General features: G+C 63.0%; 14 protein-coding genes. 2 read left to right on the top strand and 12 right to left on the bottom strand.

Annotated features, from left to right (window positions below; genetic code table 11):
• Positions 1-105: 105 nt before the first annotated feature.
• Entirely contained in the window at positions 106-1,539 is a 1,434-nt protein-coding gene (locus tag ACL9RJ_RS08545) for a DegQ family serine endoprotease (protein ID WP_017127589.1), read from the top strand.
• 72 nt (positions 1,540-1,611) lie between these two features.
• Here ACL9RJ_RS08545 and ACL9RJ_RS08540 read toward each other — a convergent pair whose 3' ends face one another.
• The 12 genes from ACL9RJ_RS08540 to arcD (ACL9RJ_RS08485) all read right to left on the bottom strand — a co-directional run bounded on the left by ACL9RJ_RS08540 (position 1,612) and on the right by arcD (ACL9RJ_RS08485) (position 16,067).
• Entirely contained in the window at positions 1,612-2,100 is a 489-nt protein-coding gene (locus ACL9RJ_RS08540; RefSeq protein ID WP_017127590.1) for an RDD family protein, read from the bottom strand.
• Positions 2,101-2,201: 101 nt separating this feature from the next.
• The gene (locus ACL9RJ_RS08535) at positions 2,202-2,414 is read right to left on the bottom strand and encodes a cold-shock protein (protein WP_010220199.1); all 213 of its coding nucleotides are present in this window, start codon (positions 2,412-2,414) and stop codon (positions 2,202-2,204) included.
• Between the two features lie 406 nt (positions 2,415-2,820).
• A complete protein-coding gene (gene gcvT / locus ACL9RJ_RS08530; protein ID WP_177085791.1) occupies positions 2,821-3,945 on the bottom strand; it encodes a glycine cleavage system aminomethyltransferase GcvT in 1,125 nt (374 codons plus the stop codon).
• 49 nt (positions 3,946-3,994) lie between these two features.
• Positions 3,995-5,371 (bottom strand): L-serine ammonia-lyase, encoded by a 1,377-nt coding sequence (locus ACL9RJ_RS08525; RefSeq protein WP_422765137.1) that lies wholly within the window; start codon positions 5,369-5,371, stop codon positions 3,995-3,997.
• A 91-nt stretch (positions 5,372-5,462) separates the two neighbouring features.
• Positions 5,463-8,312 (bottom strand): aminomethyl-transferring glycine dehydrogenase, encoded by a 2,850-nt coding sequence (gene gcvP, locus ACL9RJ_RS08520; RefSeq protein ID WP_017127594.1) that lies wholly within the window; start codon positions 8,310-8,312, stop codon positions 5,463-5,465.
• 9 nt (positions 8,313-8,321) lie between these two features.
• On the bottom strand, positions 8,322-8,705 hold the full coding sequence (gene gcvH / locus ACL9RJ_RS08515) for a glycine cleavage system protein GcvH (protein ID WP_017127595.1): 384 nt from the start codon (positions 8,703-8,705) through the stop codon (positions 8,322-8,324).
• Between the two features lie 423 nt (positions 8,706-9,128).
• On the bottom strand, positions 9,129-10,637 hold the full coding sequence (locus ACL9RJ_RS08510) for a sigma-54-dependent transcriptional regulator (protein ID WP_017127596.1): 1,509 nt from the start codon (positions 10,635-10,637) through the stop codon (positions 9,129-9,131).
• Positions 10,638-10,874: 237 nt separating this feature from the next.
• Positions 10,875-11,234, bottom strand: coding sequence for a DUF5064 family protein (locus ACL9RJ_RS08505; RefSeq protein ID WP_017127597.1), 360 nt, complete (start codon positions 11,232-11,234; stop codon positions 10,875-10,877).
• Between the two features lie 70 nt (positions 11,235-11,304).
• Positions 11,305-12,234 (bottom strand): carbamate kinase, encoded by a 930-nt coding sequence (gene arcC / locus ACL9RJ_RS08500; protein WP_017127598.1) that lies wholly within the window; start codon positions 12,232-12,234, stop codon positions 11,305-11,307.
• A gap of 85 nt (positions 12,235-12,319) precedes the next feature.
• Complete coding sequence (locus ACL9RJ_RS08495) at positions 12,320-13,330, bottom strand: ornithine carbamoyltransferase (RefSeq protein WP_017127599.1); 1,011 nt, start codon at positions 13,328-13,330, stop codon at positions 12,320-12,322.
• 21 nt (positions 13,331-13,351) lie between these two features.
• Entirely contained in the window at positions 13,352-14,608 is a 1,257-nt protein-coding gene (gene arcA / locus ACL9RJ_RS08490; RefSeq protein ID WP_017127600.1) for an arginine deiminase, read from the bottom strand.
• Positions 14,609-14,639: 31 nt separating this feature from the next.
• On the bottom strand, positions 14,640-16,067 hold the full coding sequence (gene arcD / locus ACL9RJ_RS08485) for an arginine-ornithine antiporter (protein WP_422765136.1): 1,428 nt from the start codon (positions 16,065-16,067) through the stop codon (positions 14,640-14,642).
• 448 nt (positions 16,068-16,515) lie between these two features.
• Here arcD (ACL9RJ_RS08485) and arcD (ACL9RJ_RS08480) point away from each other — a divergent pair, with 448 nt between their 5' ends.
• Positions 16,516-17,943: an arginine-ornithine antiporter gene (arcD, locus tag ACL9RJ_RS08480; RefSeq protein ID WP_422765135.1), complete on the top strand. Its 1,428-nt coding sequence runs from the start codon at positions 16,516-16,518 to the stop codon at positions 17,941-17,943.
• Positions 17,944-17,972: the final 29 nt, after the last annotated feature.

Raw genomic sequence — 17,972 nt, 5'->3', positions numbered from 1 at the left:
CGGCCCTGGCCTTGTTTGTTGTTCCCGGTCCGTAATCCAGGCTTAATCATCCTTGGGTTTTATGGTACCTGTCGCTTAACCATGCTCGTTGTTTACGGGAGCCGTATGTCGATACCAAGCTTGAAATCTTATCTGTCCATTTTCGCCGCTGTCCTGCTGCTCGGGCAGACAGTCGCGGCCCAGGCCGCGGAGCTGCCCGATTTCACCCAGTTGGTGGAGCAGGCTTCGCCGGCGGTAGTGAACATCAGTACCACCCAGAAGCTGCCGGACCGCAAGGTCTCGGAGCAGATCCAGGGCCTGGAAGGCTTGCCGCCGGAAATCCAGCAGTTCTTCCGCGGTTTCCCGCAACCGCGCGGGAAGGGGGGCGGTGGCGGCGGTCGGCAGCGTGAGGCGCAGTCGCTGGGCTCGGGGTTCATCATCTCCGATGACGGCTATATCCTGACCAACAACCACGTGGTTGCCGACGCCGACGAGATCCTGGTGCGCCTGGCTGACCGCAGCGAGCTCAAGGCCAAGCTGGTCGGCACCGATCCGCGTTCCGACGTGGCGCTGCTGAAGATCGACGGCAAGAACCTGCCGACCCTCAAGCTGGGCAAGTCCAAGGACCTGAAGCCGGGTCAGTGGGTTGTCGCCATCGGCTCGCCGTTCGGCTTTGACCATACCGTGACCCAGGGCATCGTCAGTGCCGTGGGCCGCAGCCTGCCGAACGAAAACTACGTGCCGTTCATCCAGACCGACGTACCGATCAACCCGGGCAACTCCGGTGGTCCGCTGTTCAACCTCAACGGTGAAGTGGTCGGCATCAACTCGCAGATCTACACCCGTTCCGGTGGCTTCATGGGCGTGTCCTTCGCGATTCCGATCGATGTCGCCATGGACGTTTCCAACCAGCTGAAGAGCGGTGGCAAGGTCAGCCGCGGCTGGCTGGGCGTGGTGATCCAGGAGGTCAACAAGGATCTCGCCGAGTCCTTCGGCCTGGACAAGCCGGCCGGTGCGCTGGTGGCCCAGGTACAGGACGATGGTCCGGCGGCGAAAGGCGGCCTGCAGGTCGGCGACGTGATCCTCAGCATGAACGGCCAGCCGATCGAGCTGTCGGCCGACCTGCCGCATCTGGTGGGTGCACTGAAGGCGGGCGAGAAAGCCAAGCTGGAAGTGGTGCGTGAAGGGCAGCGCAAGACCATTGACCTGACGGTCGGTGCGATCCCGGATGAAGGCAAGGAAATGGATATCGCCAAGTCCGCCGGTGCCGAGCGCAGCAGCAATCGCCTCGGGGTTTCCGTCGCCGACCTGACCGATGACCAGAAGAAAGCCAACGACCAGCTCAAGGGCGGCGTGGTGATCAAGGAAGTGCAGGACGGTCCGGCGGCCCTGATCGGTCTGCAGCCGGGCGACGTGATCACGCACCTGAACAACCAGGCGATCACCGATGCCAAGCAGTTCACCGATATCGCCAAGGCCCTGCCGAAGAATCGCTCGGTATCGATGCGCGTACTGCGCCAGGGACGTGCGAGCTTCATCACCTTCAAGCTGGCCGAATAAGCCGGACTGAAGTGAGTGACAAAAAAGCCCGCCTCGAATGAGGCGGGCTTTTTCATGGGCGGACGCAAGGCGTCAGCGGTTCTGCTTGGGAATCCGTACCAGCTGGCTGTTGGAGTAGATGTCGTGCCAGCTGCGTTTGCGCTTGTCGAAGAGCACCCAGATAAACCCCAGGCCGGCAAACAGCCAGGAAGCGATCGATACCATGAAGCGCAGCAGCGCCTGCCAGATGCTGATGGCCGAGCCGTCGGCGTTCTGCACGCGGATCCCCCAGACCTGCATGCCCAGGGTCTGGCCCTTGTAGGTCCAGAATTTGGCGAAGAACGCGAACAGCACGCAGAACAGCAGGGTCGACAGCAGCGGGTCGCCGTCGAGGGCGCCGGCATCGGAGAGGGCCTTAAGCCGCTGTTCGCCGATGAGCGCCATCTGCACCAGCTTGTAGATGAAGCCGGTGACGATCAGCAGGGCGGTACACAGCAGGAAGTCATAGAACATCGCGGCCAGGCGACGGCCCAGGCCGGCGGCAGGGAACTCGCCCTGGGGGCTTAGTACGTGCTTCGACATAGCGGCTCTCTCTGAACGGAAAAAGCCATTTTACGGAATTGCATTCACAAAAAAGCCCCTGATGTCACCATCAGGGGCTTTTAGTGTAATAAAGCTTGAGATCAGGCTTCTGCGATCACTTCGTCAGCCTGCATGCCTTTCTGGCCTTGCACGGCGATGAAGGTCACTTTCTGGCCTTCTTTCAGGCTCTTGAAGCCGTTGCCCTGAATAGCGCGGAAATGGACGAACAGATCCGGACCGCTTTCTGGAGTGATAAAACCAAAACCTTTCTCGTCGTTAAACCACTTGACGGTGCCGCTCTGACGTTGGGACATTTCTTATTTCCTTTGACGCTAAAAATTAATGACAGCCCCTTTCACCTGAAAGAGTACTGGGCTGGGTTGCAGGAAAGTAAGAGACGTCGAACGGGTTGTAGCAAACTTAGAGCTACTGCCCAGGTCACGATTCCAAGCGACCCATGCAAACACAGTAGGGAAACTCTACGCCAACTGTGGGAGAAAAAACAAGCCCCCGCCAAGCCCGCGGTTTGCGCCGGTTTGTCGCAGTTTTCGCGGGCTTTGGCGGGGGGATGCCGGACATACAGTATTCAGTTGGGTTCGACTGTTATTAAGCCAAGTTCGCTAACGAATATATGCACTGTTTTGTGGCGGTTGCGTTACAAGCTAGTGCACTGTTTCATAACCGCTTTAGTTGTTACTGTTGGTATCAACCTCGATAGTTTCAACCGCGGTAGTAACGTTGCGGAACAAAAGGCATTTTGCTGACTTTCAGCGGTACGCGCTTGCCGCGGACGATGGCCCAGACCTCGCTGTCCAGCGCGCAATGGGCGCTGTCCAGGTACCCCATGGCCAGCGGTGCGCCGAGGGTCGGACCGAAGCCGCCACTGCACACGCTGCCGATGACGGTGCCGTCCTGATCGACGATTTCCGCGCCTTCGCGTACCGGTGTGCGTTCCTGCGGCAGCAGGCCGACGCGCTTGCGTCGCACGCCTTGTTGCTGTTGGGCGAAGATCTGCTCGGCACCGGGGAAGCCGCCGGCCCGTGCACCGTCGGCACGACGCGTCTTGGAGATGGCCCAGAGCAGGCTGGCTTCGATCGGCGTGGTCTCGGTGTTCATGTCATGCCCGTAGAGGCACAGGCCGGCTTCCAGGCGCAGCGAGTCGCGTGCACCGAGGCCGATGGCTTCGACTTCGCGCTCGGCCAGCAGGCTGCGGGCCAGGGACTCGGCGCTGGCCGCCGGTACCGAGATTTCGAAGCCGTCTTCGCCGGTGTAGCCCGAACGGCTGACGTAGCAGTCGACGCCCAGCAGGCGCACGGCGGCGAACTGCATGAAGGTCATCCGGGTGACTTCCGGTGCCAGGCGCGCCAGGACGCTCACGGCGGCCGGACCTTGCAGGGCGAGCAGGGCACGTTCCTCGAACAGCGGCTGGACCTCGCACAGATGTCCCAGGTGCTGTTGCAGGTGCGCCAGGTCCTGGTCCTTGCAGGCGGCGTTGACCACCAGGAACAGTTCGTCGTTGCCCAGGTTGGCGACCATCAGGTCATCGAGGATGCCGCCGGTTTCGTTGGTGAACATCGCATAGCGCTGCATGCCCACCGGCAGGTCGATGATATCCACCGGCACCAGGGCTTCCAGGGCCTTGGCGGCCGCGGCGCCGACCAGGCGGATCTGGCCCATGTGCGAGACATCGAAGAGCCCGGCCTGTTCACGGGTGTGCTGGTGCTCCTTCATCACGCCCAGCGGGTACTGCACCGGCATGTCATAGCCGGCGAACGGCACCATGCGCGCACCGAGTTGCAGGTGCAGGGCGTGCAGCGGGGTTTTCAGCAGGTTTTCGGTGGACATCTTCAGCTCCTGGAAATTGCCGGGAGGCCGGTTGCGCCGGCCTTGTCGATCAGCATTCGATAATGTTTACGGCCAGACCGCCACGGGCGGTCTCCTTGTATTTGCTTTTCATGTCGGCGCCGGTCTGGCGCATGGTGCGGATGACCTTGTCGAGGGAGACGAAGTGCTGGCCGTCGCCCCGCAGGGCCATGCGCACGGCATTGATGGCCTTGACCGAGCCCATGGCGTTGCGCTCGATGCACGGCACCTGCACCAGCCCGCCGATGGGGTCGCAGGTCAGCCCGAGGTTGTGCTCCATGCCGATTTCGGCGGCGTTCTCGACCTGTTGCACGGTGCCGCCGAGTACTTCGCACAAGGCGCCGGCGGCCATCGAGCAAGCCACGCCGACTTCGCCCTGGCAGCCGACTTCGGCGCCGGAGATCGAGGCGTTTTCCTTGTAGAGAATGCCGATGGCGGCGGCGGTGAGCAGGAAGCGCACCACGCCGTCCTCGCTGGCACCGGGGATAAAGCGCACGTAGTAATGCAGCACGGCGGGAACGATCCCGGCCGCGCCGTTGGTAGGAGCGGTGACCACGCGCCCGCCGTTGGCGTTTTCTTCATTGACCGCCAGGGCATACAGGTTGACCCAGTCCAGCACCGACAGCGCATCGCGCAGGGCGGCTTCCGGGTTCTTGCACAGCTGCCGGTGCAGGGCCGCCGCGCGCCGCTTGACCTTCAGGCCGCCCGGCAGGATGCCTTCGTTGCGACAGCCGGCAGCGACGCAGTCCTGCATCACCTGCCAGATCTTCAGCAGCCCGGCGCGGGTTTCCGCTTCCGGGCGCCAGGCGCTTTCGTTGGTCAGCATGACCTGGCTGATGGACAGGCCGTAGGTGCTGCAATGCCCCAGCAGTTCCTTGGCGCTCTTGAACGGGAAGGTCAGCGCAGTGCTGTCTTCGACGATGCGGTCGGCGCCGGCGGCGTCTTCGTCGACCACGAAACCGCCGCCGACCGAGTAGTACTCGCGGCTGCGGATCTGGATGCCGGCAGCGTCGAAGGCGCGGAAGATCATGCCGTTGGGGTGGTAGGCCAGGGGTTTCCTGATCATCGCCAGGTGGAGCTTTTCGTTGAATTCGATGGAATGTTCGCCGAGCAGATTCAGGCGTCCGTCACTGCGAATGGTGTGCAGGCGGGCGGCGACGGTTTCTGTGTCGACGGTATCCGGGTGTTCACCTTCCAGGCCCAGCAGCACGGCCTTGTCGCTGCCGTGGCCTTTGCCGGTGGCGCCGAGCGAGCCGTACAGCTCGACTTTGACGCAGGTGGTCTGTTGCAGCAGGCTTTCGCGCCGCAGGCCCTCGACGAAGCGCGCGGCTGCGCGCATCGGACCGACGGTGTGGGAGCTGGAGGGACCGATGCCGATCTTGAACAGGTCGAACACGCTCAGGGACATGTGGGTTCTCCGGGGTCGTTCTTATTATGGTGATGGACACGCTCCTTGCAGGAGCCGGCAAGCCGACCCCCACAGGGTGCGAGCTATGGGATCAAGCGTAGTTCTCTATCGACGGGCAGGCGCAGACCAGGTTGCGGTCGCCGAACACATTGTCGACGCGACCGACCGGCGGCCAGTACTTGCCTTCGATCAACGACGCCACCGGGTAGACCGCCTGCTCGCGGCTGTACGGGTGCGTCCACTCGCCGACGATCTCCGCCGCGGTGTGCGGGGCGTTCTTCAGCGGGTTGTCGTCCTTGTCCAGGCTGCCGTTTTCCACCGCGCGGATTTCTTCGCGGATGCGGATCATGGCGTCGCAGAAACGGTCCAGCTCTTCTTTCGATTCGCTTTCGGTCGGCTCGATCATCAGGGTGCCGGCCACCGGGAACGACATGGTCGGCGCGTGGAAGCCGAAGTCGATCAGGCGCTTGGCGACGTCATCGACGCTGATGCCGCTGCTGTCCTTCAATGGTCGCAGGTCGAGGATGCACTCGTGCGCCACCAGGCCGTTGCTGCCGGTGTAGAGCACCGGGTAATGCTCTTCCAGGCGGCGGGAGATGTAGTTGGCATTGAGGATCGCCAGTTGCGAGGCACGCTTGAGGCCTTCGCCGCCCATCATGCGGATGTACATCCAGGTGATCGGCAGGATGCTCGCGCTGCCGAACGGCGCCGCGCAGACCGCGCCTTCCTTGCGCTCCATGACGCCGTGACCGGGCAGGAACGGGGTCAGGTGCGATTTCACGCCGATCGGGCCGACGCCCGGGCCGCCACCGCCGTGGGGGATGCAGAAGGTCTTGTGCAGGTTCAGGTGCGACACGTCGCCACCGAACTTGCCCGGGGCACAGAGGCCGACCATGGCGTTCATGTTGGCGCCGTCGATGTACACCTGGCCGCCGTTGTCATGAATGATGCCGCAGATTTCGCGGATGCCTTCCTCGAACACACCGTGGGTCGACGGGTAGGTGATCATTAGCGCGGCGAGGTGCTCGCGGTGCTCGATGGCCTTGGCCCGCAGGTCTTCGATATCGACGTTGCCACGGGCGTCGCAGGCGGTGACCACCACGCGCATGCCGGCCATGTTGGCGGTGGCCGGGTTGGTACCGTGGGCCGACGACGGGATCAGGCAGATGTCGCGACGGTCATCGCCACGGCTCTGGTGGTAGGCGCGGATCGCCAGCAGACCGGCGTATTCGCCCTGGGAACCGGCGTTCGGCTGCAGGGAGATGGCGTCGTAGCCGGTGGCGGCGCAAAGCATCGCTTCCAGCTCGTCGGTCAGTTGCTGGTAGCCGGCGCTCTGTGCGGCCGGGGCGAACGGGTGCAGGGCGCCGAACTCGGCCCAGGTCACCGGGATCATCTCGCTGGCGGCGTTGAGCTTCATGGTGCACGAACCCAGCGGGATCATGGTGCGATCCAGGGCCAGGTCCTTGTCCGCCAGCTTGCGAAGGTAGCGCATCAGCTCGGTTTCCGAGTGATAGCGGTTGAACACCGGGTGGCTGAGGATCGGCGACTGGCGGACCAGGGCCGCCGGGATGGCGCCTTGTACTGACGCGGCGAGGGCGGCGAAGTCCGGCAGCGCCTTGCCATCGGCCAGCAGGTTCCACAGGGCTTCCACGTCAGCCTGACTGGTGGTTTCGTCGAGGGACAGGCCCAGGCGTTCGCCGTCGACCACCCGCAGGTTGATCCGTTGGGCATGCGCCTTGTCATGCAGGGCAGCGGTGCGCGCGCCGGTCTTGAGGGTCAGGGTGTCGAAGAAGCTGGCTTGCTCGACGTCCAGGCCCAGTGCGCCCAGGCCTTTGGCCAGGATGGCGGTCAGGTGATGGATGCGGTTGGCGATCTGCACCAGGCCCTTCGGACCGTGGTACACCGCGTACATGCTGGCGATGTTGGCCAGCAGGACCTGGGCGGTGCAGATGTTGCTGGTGGCCTTTTCACGACGGATATGTTGCTCGCGGGTCTGCATCGCCAGGCGCAGGGCCGGCTTGCCGAAACGATCCACGGAAACCCCGACCAGGCGGCCGGGCATATCGCGCTTGAACGCATCGCGGGTAGAGAAGTACGCGGCGTGCGGGCCGCCGAAGCCCAGTGGCACGCCGAAGCGTTGGGCGCTGCCGATGGCGACGTCGGCACCGAACTCACCCGGCGGGGTCAGCACGGTCAGGGCCAGCAGGTCGGCGGCAACCGCCACCAGGGCGTTGGCGGCGTGGAAGCGTTCGGTCAGTTCGCGGTAGTCGAACAGGTCGCCGTTGCTGGCCGGGTATTGCAGCAGGGCCCCGAAAAAGGCGCTGACATCGCTCAGTTCACGCTCGTCACCGACCACGACGTCGATGCCCAGCGGCTCGGCACGGGTGCGCAGTACGTCGAGGGTCTGCGGGTGGCAGTGCACGGAGGCGAAGAAGGCGTGGCTGCCCTTGTTCTTGCTCAGGCGCTTGCAGAAGGTCATGGCTTCGGCGGCGGCGGTGGCTTCGTCGAGCAGCGAGGCGTTGGCGATCGGCAGGCCGGTCAGGTCGCTGATCAGGGTCTGGAAGTTCAGCAGCGCTTCCAGGCGACCCTGGGAGATTTCCGGCTGGTACGGCGTATAGGCGGTGTACCAGGCCGGGTTTTCCAGGAGGTTGCGCAGGATCGGCGATGGCGTGTGGCAGTTGTAGTAGCCCTGGCCGATGTAGGTCTTGAACAGCTGGTTCTTCGCGGCGATGGCCTTGATCGACGCCAGGGCGTCGGCCTCGCTTTGCCCGGCCGGCAGGTCGAGGACGCTGGTGCCCTTGATGCTGTCGGGAATCACGCTGGCGCTCAGGGCTTCCAGGGAGTCGAAGCCGAGGGTGGCGAGCATGGCGCGTTCGTCATCCTGGCGCGGGCCGATATGACGGGAGATGAATTCGTTGGCGGTGCCGAGGTTGATGGTCATGGCGATTCCTCAGGCTTCGGCGTTGGCTTTGATCAGGCGGTCGTAGGCGTCCTGATCCAGCAGTTGGCCGACAGCGGCGGCGTCGCTCGGCTGGAAGCGGAAGAACCAGCCTTCGCCCAGCGGGTCTTCGTTGACCAGTTCCGGGCTGGCGTCCAGGGCCGGATTGATTTCCAGCACTTCACCGTCCAGGGGCATGTACACGCCGCTGGCGGCTTTCACCGATTCCACGGTGGCGGCTTCGGCGCCCTTGTCGTAGGCCTGCAGTTCCGGCAGTTGCACAAACACCACGTCGCCCAGGGCATTCTGCGCGAATGCCGTGATGCCGACCGTGACACTGCCATCGGCTTCGGTACGCAGCCATTCGTGGTCTTCAGTAAAACGCAACTCGCTCATGGAAACTCCTCAAGGGCCAGACTCGTCTGGTGGACGCGATAAAGGCGAGAGCTATGCCTCGCTTGCATGGCAGTTCCCTTAGCAAGTTTGTGGCCAATAGTGTTTGAGGCTTGTAAATCAAGAGTTTGCGCGAGATTTCAGCCGCACTGCCGGGTATCGCTGTAGCGAAAACGCTACAGCTGCACCGGGGAAAAAAAGCTCAACAGGATCAAAGCCTTGTTGGGCGTGGGCTGGTTGCGATTGTAGCGAAATCGTTCCACTGTAGCGCTTTCAGTACAGATGGAGGTCGCTTTTAGGGTGTCTCGAGGCTGGCGCTTAACCTTGTGGGAGCGTGGCTTGCCCGCGAAGGGGCCCGTGAGTCTCGCGGCGCCTGAGCGACCGCCATCGCTGGCAAGCCAGGCTCCCACAAGGTTTTCCGCTGTATCAGGCCTTGCCGGGGATGCCGTACTTGCGCAGGCGATGGGCAATCGCCGTGTGGGAGGTCTGCAAGCGGCTGGCCAGTTGGCGGGTCGATGGATACTGAACGTAGAGTTTGCCCAGCAGGTCTTTCTCGAACTCCTCGACCGCCTGTTCCAGGCTTTCGATTTCGCTGTCGCTCTGGCGGGCCACGGACGTTCCGGCGATGTCCAGGTCGCCGATATCCACCAGGCTGCTCTCGCAGATCGCTGCCGCGCGGAAGATCACGTTCTGCAACTGGCGGACATTGCCCGGCCAGCGATTGCCCAGCAATGCCGGATAGGTCCCGGGTGCCAGCCGGCAGACCGGGCGCTGGATCTGCGCGCAGGCCTGCTGCATGAAGTAGCGTGCCAGCAGGAGGATGTCCTGGCCGCGCTCGCGCAAGGGGGGAACCTCGACATTGAGCACGTTCAGGCGATAGAACAGGTCCTCGCGGAAGCTGCCTTCGCCTACCATTTTTTCCAGGTCGCGGTGGGTGGCGCTGAGGATCCGCACATTGACCTTGACCTCGCGGTCGCCGCCGACCCGACGGAAGCTGCCGTCATTGAGAAAACGCAGGAGCTTGGCCTGCAGGTACGGCGACATCTCGCCGATCTCGTCGAGAAACACCGTGCCCTGGTTCGCCAGTTCCATCAGCCCCGGCTTGCCGCCGCGCTGGGCGCCGGTGAAGGCGCCGGGGGCATAGCCGAACAGTTCGCTTTCGGCGAGGTTCTCCGGCAGCGCCGCGCAGTTGAGGGCGAGGAACGGTGCGCTGTGACGGGCGCTGATGGCGTGACAGGCACGGGCCACCAGCTCCTTGCCGGTGCCGGTTTCGCCCTGGATCAGCAAGGGCGCGTCCAGCGCCGCGACCCGCTGGGCGCGTGCCTTGAGGGTGCGGATCGCCGCCGACTCGCCGAGCAGGGCATCGAAGCCTTCGGCATGGTCGTGATGCAGCGCCGACAGGCGCTCACCGATACGGTTGGGCTGGTACAGCGTCAGCAGCGCGCCGGCGTCGGTGATGGGGGTGGCATCCAGCAGCAGGGTCTGGCCGTTGACGGTGATTTCCCGCAGGGGCAGGCGAAAACCGTTTTCCAGCAGGGCTTCCAGCAGGCCGGGATCGGCGAACAGTCCGGCCACGCTTTCGCCAGCCGGCTCGCGTCCGTACAGGGCAATCAGCGCCGGGTTGGCGAGCAGCACCAGGCCTTCGCTGTCGAGTGCCAGGACCGGGTCGGTCATGGCGGCGAGCAGGGCGTCGAGTTGCAGGTGCCGGCGCTGGCCGGGAAGGATGTCCACCACCGTCACCGCCTGCACGCCGCGGACGCTGAACAGCGCGTCGCGCAATTCCTCGAGCACTTGCGGGCTCAGGGTCGGGGCGTCGATGTAGACGTTGGGTGGCACCATTTCCACCGCATCCAGGTTCAGGTTGCGGCCGCCGAGCAGGGCCAGGACTTCCTGGGTAATGCCGACGCGGTCGATGAAGCTGACGTGGATACGCATGGGGCGCAATTCGGTTCTGGACGAGAGGGCGCCAAGTATGACATCTCTTGTGGGAGGGGGCTTGCCCCCGAAGCTTTTGATGCTCTTGCGGGCCTCTTCGCGGGCAAGCCCATTCCCACAGGTTTCAGATTCACCACGGCCCCTTGTACGCGGGGTTGGCGGGACGCCGCACCGCCGCGAAGAGACCATTTTGAGCTAAAAGCTTCCGGGGCAAGCCCCCTCCCACATGACCCTGGGTTATTCCAGGTGTTCGGGCTTCATCGGGTCGCCGGACTTGACGTGGAGCTGCGCGCGCACGTCCTCGAACATCTCGTCGTAGTACTTGTGCATCGAGGCGATGCTGGCGTTCTTCGGCAGGCCGTATTGCTGGGCGATGCGGGTGGCATGGCGGGCGAAGTCGAAGGCCTGGTCCTTGGCCAGGAAGAACGACTCCTTCACGGGCTTTTCCTCGATGCTGCCATGCAAGGTGAACTGCATGCCCTTGCCCTCCCTGGGGTCCTGGGCGAGTTCATAATCGATACACAGGTTGTAGCTGTAATCGTCCTTGTTCAGCGCGTGCCGCTCGATATGCAGGTGACCGGGCTCGAACTTGGCCATGGGAACTCTCCTTCAAGGCATGGGAATAGGGCAGACCACGAATCTGCCCCAAGGGTTCAAGGGCAGCTGTTCATGAGTAGACGATGCCGGGTTTGGCGGTGCTGACTCGCGTCCCCGCTTTACCTTGGACGATGGCTTCGATATCCGCCAGTGAGCCGATTACCGCGACCTTGCCGGTATGCCGGGCGAATTCGCAGGCGGCCTGGACTTTCGGGCCCATGGAGCCGGCGGCGAAGCCGAGTTTCTCGAGATCGTCCGGGTGCGCCTGGGCGATGGCCTTCTGGCTCGGCAGGCCCCAGTCGACAAAGGCCGCGTTGACGTCGGTGGCGATCACCAGCAGGTCGCTGTCCAGCTGTTCGGCCAGCAGCGCCGAGCACAGGTCCTTGTCGATCACCGCTTCGATGCCCTTGAGCTTGCCGTCCTCGCCGTACATCGTGGGAATGCCGCCACCGCCGGCACAGATGACGATACTGCCCTTGTCCAGCAGCCATTTGATCGGCCGGATCTCGAAGATGCGCTTGGGTTTCGGGCTGGCGACCACGCGCCGGAACTTGTCGCCGTCAGGGGCGATGCTCCAGCCTTTTTCCGCGGCCAGCCGCTCGGCTTCGGCCTTGGTGTAGACCGGGCCGATGGGCTTGCTCGGGTGTTGGAAAGCCGGGTCCCCGGGATCGACTTCGACCTGGGTCAGCAGGGTGGCGAAAGGCACCTCGAAATCCAGCAGGTTGCCCAGTTCCTGTTCGATGATGTAGCCGATCATGCCTTCGGTTTCGGCGCCGAGGACATCCAGCGGATAGGGCGAGACCTGGGTATAGGCGGCCGCCTGCAACGACAGCAGGCCGACCTGGGGGCCGTTGCCGTGGGCGATGACCAGCTGGTTGCCGGGATGGATCCTGGCAATCTGTTCGGTGGCGATACGGATATTGGCGCGTTGATTGTCCGCGGTCATGGGTTCACCACGACGCAGGAGGGCGTTACCGCCCAGTGCTACGACGATACGCATGATGCAATCCTTATATAGGGCATCGGGGCCAGACTTCTGTGGGAGCGGGCTTGCCCGCTCCCACAGGGTGGAGTTCTCCGACAGATCAGATATCCGCCAGCGCCGCGACCAGGATCGCCTTGATGGTGTGCATGCGGTTTTCCGCCTGCTCGAAGGCGATGTTGGCCGGCGATTCGAACACCTCTTCGGTGACCTCGACGCCATTGGCCAGGTGCGGATAACGCGCGGCGATATCCTTGCCGACCTTGGTTTCGCTGTTATGGAACGCCGGCAGGCAATGCATGAATTTCACCCGCGGGTTGCCTGCGGCCTTCATCATTTTCGCGTTGACCTGATACGGCAGCAGTTGCTCGATGCGCTCGTCCCAGGCTTCCACCGGCTCACCCATGGACACCCAGATATCGGTGTGGATGAAGTCCACGCCCTTGACCGCTTCGCGCGGGTCTTCGGTGATGGTGATGCGCGCGCCGCTTTCCTCGGCGAACGCCTTGCATTGGGCGATGAAATCTTCATGGGGCCACAGCGCTTTCGGGGCGCCGATGCGCACGTCCATGCCCAGCTTGGCGCCGATCATCAGCAGCGAGTTGCCCATGTTGTAGCGGGCATCGCCGAGATAGGCGTAGCTGATATCGTGCAGCGGCTTGTCGCTGTGCTCGCGCATGGTCAGGGTGTCGGCGATCATCTGCGTCGGGTGGAATTCGGCGGTCAGGCCGTTGAACACCGGCACGCCGGCGAACTTCGCCAGTTCCTCGACGATTTCCTGCTCGAAGCCACGGTACTCGATGGCGTCGAACATCCGCCCCAGTACGCGGGCGGTGTCCTTCATGCTTTCCTTGTGGCCGATCTGCGACGACACCGGGTCGATATAGGTGACATGGGCGCCCTGGTCATGGGCCGCGACTTCGAAGGCGCAGCGGGTGCGGGTCGAGGTTTTTTCGAAGATCAGTGCGATGTTCTTGCCCTTGAGATGCGGTTGCTCGGTGCCGGTGTACTTGGCGCGCTTGAGGTCGCGGGACAGGTCGAGCAGGTAGTGCAGCTCGCGGTTGGTATGGTGCATCAAGCTCAGCAGGCTGCGGTTGCGCATGTTGAAAGCCATTTTTTTCTCCCTGGATATCGGTCAGTAATCGATCGGATCGCGAATGATCGGGCAGGTCATGCAGTGGCCGCCGCCGCGGCCCCGACCGAGTTCACCGGCGCTGATGGTGATGACCTCGACACCGGCCTTGCGCAGCAGGGTGTTGGTGTAGGTATTGCGGTCATAGCCGATCACCACGCCAGGTTCCACGGCGACCACGTTGTTGCCGTCGTCCCACTGCTCACGCTCGGCGGCGAAGGCGTTGCCACCGGTTTCCACCACGCGCAGGGCCTTGAGGCCGAGGGCCTTGGCGACGGTGTCGAGGAAGCTGGTTTCTTCCCGGCGCACATCGATGCCGCCCGGCTTGCTCTCGTCCGGGCGCAGGCTGAAGGCAACGATCTGGTTCACCACTTCCGGGAAGATGGTCACCAGGTCGCGGTCGCAGAAGCTGAACACGGTGTCCAGGTGCATGGCCGCGCGGGACTTCGGCAGGCCGGCGACGATCACCCGTTCCACCGCCTTGTGCTTGAACAGGTTCAGCGCCAGCTGACCGATGGCCTGGCGCGAAGAGCGCTCGCCCATGCCGATCAGGACCACGCCCTTGCCGATCGGCATCACGTCGCCGCCCTCGAGGGTGGCGTTGCCGTGCTCCTGGTCCGGATCGCCGTACCAGACCTGGAAGTCGGCCTCGGTGAATTGCGGGTGGAACTTGTAGATGGCGCTGGCGAGCAGGGTTTCCTGGCGGCGCGCCGGCCAGTACATCGGATTGAGGGTCACGCCGCCGTAGATCCAGCAGGTGGTGTCGCGGGTGAACTGGGTGTTGGGCAGCGGCGGCAGGATAAAGCTGGAGTGGCCGAGGAAGTCGCGGAACATCTCGATGGTCTTGCCGCCGAAGCTGTCGGGCAGGTCATCGGCGGAGACGCCGCCGATCAGGAACTCGGCGATCTTGCGTGGTTCCAGGCTGCGCAGCCAGGAGCCGACTTCGTTGACCAGCCCGAGGCCGACCTGGTTGGCGGTGATCTTGCGTTCGAGAATCCAGTCCAGGGCTTCCTTCTGGCCGACGATATCGGTCAGCAGGTTGTGCATCTCCAGTACGTCGATATCGCGTTCGCGCATCTTGGTGACGAAGTCGAAGTGATCGCGCTTGGCCTGGGCGACCCAGAGCACATCGTCGAACAGCAGTTCGTCGCAGTTGTTCGGGGTCAGCCGCTGGTGGGCCAGGCCGGGGGAGCACACCATCACCTTGCGCAGTTTGCCGGCTTCGGAATGGACGCCGTACTTCACTTTTTCCGTGGTCATTGCAGATCCTCCAGATAGAACGAACAGGGTGTTACAGGGTCAGGAAGCCGTCGTAGAGTCCGTAGGCAGCCACCAGGGCGCCTGCGACCACCGCGGCGAAAATCAGCTTCTCGACGTTGGTGAAGATCGGTTTGCCCAGCTCGCGCTTGGCCTTGGCGAACAGGATCGCGCCGGGGGCGTAGAGCAGGGCGGACAGCAGCAGGTATTTCACCCCGCCGGCGTATAGCAGCCAGATCGCGTAGATCAGCGCGATAGCGCCGATGACCAGGTCCTTCCTGCGTTCGGCGAAGGCGTTTTCATAGGATTCGCCGCGCACCGCCAGCAGCACCGCATAGGCCGCGGACCACAGGTAGGGCACAAGGATCATCGAGGTGGCGAGGTAGATCAGCGACAGGTAGGTGCTGGCGGAAAACAGCGTGATCACCAGGAAGATCTGCACCATGGCGTTGGTCAGCCAGAGGGCATTGGCCGGCACATGGTTGGCGTTTTCGCGGCGCAGGAACTCCGGCATGGTGTGGTCTTTGGCAGCGGCGAACATGATTTCCGCGCACAGCAGCACCCACGACAGCAGGGCCCCGAGCAGCGAGATGATCAGGCCGACGCTGATCAGCACCGCGCCCCAGTGTCCGACCACATGTTCCAGCACGGCGGCCATGGACGGGTTCTGCAGCTTCGCCAGTTCCGGTTGGGTCATGATCCCCAGGGACAGCACGTTCACCAGCACCAGGAACAGCAGCACGGTGATAAAGCCGATGACCGTGGCCTTGCCGACGTCCGAGCGTTTTTCCGCCCGGGAGGAAAAGATGCTCGCCCCCTCGATGCCGATAAACACCCAGACGGTCACCAGCATCATGTTGCGCACCTGGTTCATCACGCTGCCCAGGTCCGGGTTTTTCACGCCCCAGATGTCGGCGGTGAAGATATCCAGCTTGAAGGCGAACAGCGCGATCAGCACGAACAGCAGCAGCGGCACGACCTTGGCAACGGTGGTCACCAGGTTGATGAAGGCCGCCTCCTTGATCCCGCGCAGCACCAGGAAGTGCACGCCCCAGAGCAGCAGCGAGGCGCCGATCACCGCCGCGACGGTGTTGCCTTCGCCGAAGACCGGGAAGAAGTAGCCGAGGGTACTGAACAGCAGGACGAAGTAGCCGACGTTGCCCAGCCAGGCACTGATCCAGTAGCCCCAGGCCGATGAGAAGCCCATGTAGTCGCCGAAACCGGCCTTGGCGTAGGCGTAGACCCCGCCGTCCAGGTCCGGCTTGCGGTTGGCCAGGGTCTGGAAGACGAAGGCCAGGGTCAGCATACCGACCGCGGTGATGGCCCAGCCGATCAATACCGCACCGACATCCGCGCTGGCGGCCATGTTTTGTGGCAGGGAAAAGATCCCGCCGCCGATCATCGAACCAACTACCAGGGCGACCAGTGCGCCTAGACGTAGTTTTCCGGGAGATTCAGACATTGCATGACTCCAATCCAGGAGAAGTGAGGCTACAGGGTAGGTCCGGGAGTAATAACGAGAGGTGATTCAGATCAGTTCATTGGCACATTCCATTGAAAATGAATGACTTGAGTCTATTACGCGGGTACAACGTGGCCCTCGCTGAAAGGCTTGTTCCAGAGGCCTCGCGGGAGAACTAAAAGGAATAATTCGTATTGCCGTGGATGTTTAAACTAGACAGTTTTCAGGAGAGTGCAAATTCCTGGCGTCAATTTTTCAAACGCCCTTGATTAATCTCGAATCGCTCACAAAACTGTCTGTTCGAGCCGGGCGCATAGTCGAAAACGGTCTTAAGCTCCCGTGTTTATTAGCCATATCCAATAAACGAATTCCGACAGGCGATCATTAATCGAGTGAACTGTCGTTCTCTCTTTGATAATTGAAACAATTGGAAATACAGGGAGTGGATATGTCACAACCGGCACAGAAACTGCGGCTCGGTGCGCTGATCGCCCTAGTGGTCGGCTCGATGGTCGGTGGCGGGATCTTCTCCCTGCCGCAGAACATGGCGGCGCGGGCGGACGCCGGGGCGATCCTGATCGGTTGGGCAATCACGGCGGTCGGCATGCTGACCCTGGCCTTCGTCTTCCAGACCCTGGCCAACCGCAAGCCGGAGCTGGATTCCGGGGTCTATGCCTATGCCAAGGCCGGGTTTGGCGACTACATGGGCTTCTCATCGGCCTGGGGCTACTGGATCAGCGCCTGGCTGGGCAACGTCGGCTACTTCGTCCTGTTGTTCAGCACCCTCGGCTACTTCTTCCCGGTCTTCGGCCAGGGCAACACGCCGGTGGCGATCGGTTGTGCCTCGGTGTTGCTGTGGGCGGTGCATTTCCTGGTCATGCGCGGGATCAGGGAGGCGGCCTTTATCAACCAACTGACCACGGTCGCCAAGATCGTGCCCATCGTGATGTTTATCGTGATCGCCGCCGTGGCGTTCAGGGCCGATATCTTCACCCGGGATATCTGGGGGCGCGGCAACCCGGATTTCGGCGGGGTGATCGACCAGGTGCGCAACATGATGCTGGTGACGGTATTTGTGTTCATCGGTATCGAGGGTGCCAGCGTCTACTCCGGACGGGCGGAGAAACGCGCGGATGTCGGCAAGGCCACGGTCATCGGTTTTATCGGCGTGCTGGCCTTGCTGGTGCTGGTGAATGTCTTGTCCCTGGGGATCATGAGCCGCCCGGAACTGGCGCAATTGCAGAACCCGTCCCTGGCGGCGGTACTGGAGCATATCGTCGGGCCCTGGGGCGCCTTGCTGATCAGCATCGGCCTGGCGGTGTCGTTGCTCGGGGCCTTGTTGTCCTGGGCATTGCTGTGTGCCGAAATCCTCTTTGCCACGGCGCGGGACCGGACCATGCCGGCCTTCCTGAAAAAGGAAAACGCCAACCACGTGCCGGTCAATGCCCTGTGGCTCACCAATGTGATGATCCAGGTGTTCCTGTTGATCACGCTGTTTTCGGCGGGCACCTACACCAGCCTGATCTACCTGGCGTCATCGATGATTCTCGTGCCTTACCTGTGGTCGGCGGCCTATGCGGTGTTGTTGAGCGGTCGTGGGGAAACCTACGAGGGTGCGGCGGGCGAACGCCGCAAGGACCTGCTGGTCGGTGGCATCGCGCTGATCTATGCGATCTGGCTGTTGTATGCGGGCGGGGTGAAATACCTGCTGCTCTCGGCGCTGCTGTATGCCCCGGGAGTGATCCTGTTTGCCCTGGCCAAGCGTGAGCAGGGGCAGCCACTGTTCACCCGGGTGGAAAAGGGCATCTTCGGCTGCGTGGTGACGGGGGCTTCGCTGGCGGCCTATGGGTTGTATAGCGGGGTGTTGAGCCTCTGAAGTCTTGTGCTGCCTGCCCGGGCCTCTTC

It is taken from the genome of Pseudomonas sp. Mn2068 (assembly GCF_049319725.1).
Lineage (GTDB): Bacteria > Pseudomonadota > Gammaproteobacteria > Pseudomonadales > Pseudomonadaceae > Aquipseudomonas > Aquipseudomonas gingeri.
The sequence above is the reverse complement of the archived record's forward strand: the minus strand, read 5'-3'. Positions and strand labels throughout refer to the sequence as shown.

Bases quoted from the DNA above. Each gene is read 5' to 3' on its own strand.
- ACL9RJ_RS08535 (WP_010220199.1), bottom strand. From the start codon at position 2,414: ATGTCCCAACGTCAGAGCGGCACCGTCAAGTGGTTTAACGACGAGAAA.
- arcD (WP_422765136.1), bottom strand. From the start codon at position 16,067: ATGTCTGAATCTCCCGGAAAACTACGTCTAGGCGCACTGGTCGCCCTG.
- arcA (WP_017127600.1), bottom strand. From the start codon at position 14,608: ATGACCACGGAAAAAGTGAAGTACGGCGTCCATTCCGAAGCCGGCAAA.
- ACL9RJ_RS08545 (WP_017127589.1), top strand. From the start codon at position 106: ATGTCGATACCAAGCTTGAAATCTTATCTGTCCATTTTCGCCGCTGTC.
- gcvH (WP_017127595.1), bottom strand. From the start codon at position 8,705: ATGAGCGAGTTGCGTTTTACTGAAGACCACGAATGGCTGCGTACCGAA.
- gcvT (WP_177085791.1), bottom strand. From the start codon at position 3,945: ATGTCCACCGAAAACCTGCTGAAAACCCCGCTGCACGCCCTGCACCTG.
- ACL9RJ_RS08505 (WP_017127597.1), bottom strand. From the start codon at position 11,234: ATGGCCAAGTTCGAGCCCGGTCACCTGCATATCGAGCGGCACGCGCTG.
- ACL9RJ_RS08495 (WP_017127599.1), bottom strand. From the start codon at position 13,330: ATGGCTTTCAACATGCGCAACCGCAGCCTGCTGAGCTTGATGCACCAT.
- ACL9RJ_RS08540 (WP_017127590.1), bottom strand. From the start codon at position 2,100: ATGTCGAAGCACGTACTAAGCCCCCAGGGCGAGTTCCCTGCCGCCGGC.
- arcC (WP_017127598.1), bottom strand. From the start codon at position 12,234: ATGCGTATCGTCGTAGCACTGGGCGGTAACGCCCTCCTGCGTCGTGGT.
- gcvP (WP_017127594.1), bottom strand. From the start codon at position 8,312: ATGACCATCAACCTCGGCACCGCCAACGAATTCATCTCCCGTCATATC.
- ACL9RJ_RS08510 (WP_017127596.1), bottom strand. From the start codon at position 10,637: ATGCGTATCCACGTCAGCTTCATCGACCGCGTCGGCATTACCCAGGAA.
- ACL9RJ_RS08525 (WP_422765137.1), bottom strand. From the start codon at position 5,371: ATGTCCCTGAGCGTGTTCGACCTGTTCAAGATCGGCATCGGTCCCTCC.
- arcD (WP_422765135.1), top strand. From the start codon at position 16,516: ATGTCACAACCGGCACAGAAACTGCGGCTCGGTGCGCTGATCGCCCTA.